The sequence below is a fragment of the Roseicyclus sp. genome, from assembly GCF_052168335.1.
Classification (GTDB): domain Bacteria; phylum Pseudomonadota; class Alphaproteobacteria; order Rhodobacterales; family Rhodobacteraceae; genus Roseibacterium.
In genome coordinates, this window is the sequence record NZ_JBQLZP010000595.1 from 1 (window position 1) to 2309 (window position 2309).

The following is a 2309-nucleotide window of genomic DNA, read 5'->3' on the forward strand; positions in this document are numbered from 1 at the left end:
CCGGCGCACGGTCGGCTACGACTGGGCGCAGATGAACCACTACGCCGTGAAGTCGGTCGAGGCCTACGCCGTGCGCAAGTTCCGCGGCAACGTGAACAACAAGAAGGACAAGTACAACGCCGACTACTGGGCGCTGCAGGACCGCAACGAGGTCGAGGACCGCGCCATCCTGCGCCACGCCCCCGAGCGCGCGCGCATCATGGAGACGCTGCTGGCCGATCCGGTGCTGTCGGCGCTGCACGAGGCGGCGCTCGGGCGGGTCGAGGCGCGGCTCGCGGACTTCCGCAAGACGCCCGAGTTCGCCGCCCTGCGTGACGCGCTTCTCGAGGCGTCGCGCGTGCCGATCACGAAGGTCGAGGCGAAGCCCCCGCAGGCGCGCGACCCCGGAAAGATCGCGGCGCTGATGAGCCGGGTGGAGCGGAAGGCGTCCGAGCGCCCGAAAGCGGAGCGCCGCAGCCCGCCTCCGCCCGGCTGGGCGACCGAGGACGGCGATCCCTACCTGCCGGGCGGGATCGACCTCTCCGCGCCGCTTGCCGTCGACTGGACGGAGAATCACGGCATCCCGCTCCCCGCCGATCCGCGCATCTTCGCCGCCGAGGCGCTGAACGCGGTCGTCACCGGCCGGTTCGAGCGGCGCCATGCGCGCAACATCGCCGCCTATCTTGACGGGCACACGCGGTTGCTGGAGGTGGGCGCGGGCCTCGGCTTCCTCCCGCTCCGCGCGCTGTCGCTCATGCCCGACCTCGCCGCCATGGCGCAGGAGGGGCGCCCGGCGCTGCGCGCGCAGGCGCGGGAGGTGGCGGCCCGGGCCGGGGAGGCGGGCGCGCGGCTGGAGGTCTCGGACACGGACGCCGCGACACTGCTCGAAGCGTTCCGCCCCACGGCGCTCCGCCTCGCCCGGCCCGCCGCGCTGCCGCCCGACACCATCGCGGCGCTGGACCTCGCGCCGGTATCGCGCATCCTCCTGCCCTTCGCGACCGAGGCACAGGCCGCGCGGCTGCGCGTCGACTACGGCCCCGCCCTCGCCCATGCCGGCTTCGTCGAGGATGAAGCCCGCGCCGCGGGCGGCACGCTGCAGTTCGACCGGAGGGAGGGCTGACCTCCGACCCCCGCCCTGCGCCACAGGTTGCCACCCTGCGCGACCGGGACCCGGCGCGTGCGCCTCGCCAAGGTCATGACGCCGGACCTCGTCACCGAAGCGGGCGCGGCGGCCCGGCACGCGGCAATTCGACCCGAGGGATCCCTGACCTCGGGCCCCCGCACTTTTTCCACCGGTTCCCACCCTGCGCGACCGGGGCCCGGCGCGTGCACGTCGCCTAGGGCATGACGCCGGACCTCGCCACCGAAGCGTCCCGCCACGGTGGCACGGCACCCGGCGTGCGGGGCGCTTCAAATCGGCGGGAGACCCAAGCGGCTCCGCCCCTTGCCCCATCCTCCTGCCCTTCGAGAAGGTCGCGCGTTTCGCCGGGACGATCGCCGCCGCCTTGACCCGGGACGATCGCCGCGGGCGGGACGCCGCAAATCGCCCGGAGGGACGCGTGACGTCCGGCCTTGGCCCGGGGCGGGCGGGCGGCTAACCTCTGCGGAAAACAGGGGAGCGGGCGTGACCGAGGACAGGGGACAGGAGAGGCCGGGGCATGGCGTCGTGGTGCGCGCGCCCAACGGCGACGTGATCCGCTACGATCCCACCGGCCTCGTGATGCGGCTGTCGGACCGGGTGATCGAGGACATCGCGCTCCGCCTCGGGACGGCCCCCGCGACGCCGCCCGCCGCGACGGAGACCCATCTCGAGGATATCGACGCCTGGGACATCCGCGCCGAGGGCGACTGGCTCCGCTTCACCGCGCGGCTCGACGGGCGGCAGGGCACCCGCGGCTTCCTGCGCCACCGCAAGGGCGGCGCGATCCTCGGCGACGGGCCGGGGGCGGTGATGGGCCTTCTGGCGCTCGGGGGGCCGCGCGCGGCGCTGGCGAGCCCCGGTCCCTCGGCCTACCCGCACCACGTCGTCGCCCCCGCCGACGACATCGGCGCGGTCGGCATGGCCGGGATCGAGGCCGCGCCGGAAACGGACCGGCTGGAGCCCCTGCGGGAATGCACGCACGAGGCGCTGGTGGCCGAGACGCTGCTCGACTGGCGGATGGAGGCCTTCGCGCCCCTGCCCCTCTTCGTCGCGCGGGCCGAGACCGACGCCTCGCCCACCGCTGCGGAGCTGGCCCGGGGGCAGGCGGTCGCGAACCTCGCCACCGCCGCGCGCAACCTCCGCGCCGCGGCCACGCTGATGGGACGGCGCGCGAAGATCGCGGCGGTCT

Annotated in this window: 2 pseudogenes; both read left to right on the plus strand. The window is 75.1% G+C overall.

Annotated features, from left to right (window positions below):
• Positions 1-1099: pseudogene (locus tag ACTS11_RS18225) on the plus strand (glycosyltransferase family 2 protein); the annotation flags it as partial.
• A gap of 504 nt (positions 1100-1603) precedes the next feature.
• Positions 1604-2309: pseudogene (locus tag ACTS11_RS18230) on the plus strand (hypothetical protein); the annotation flags it as partial.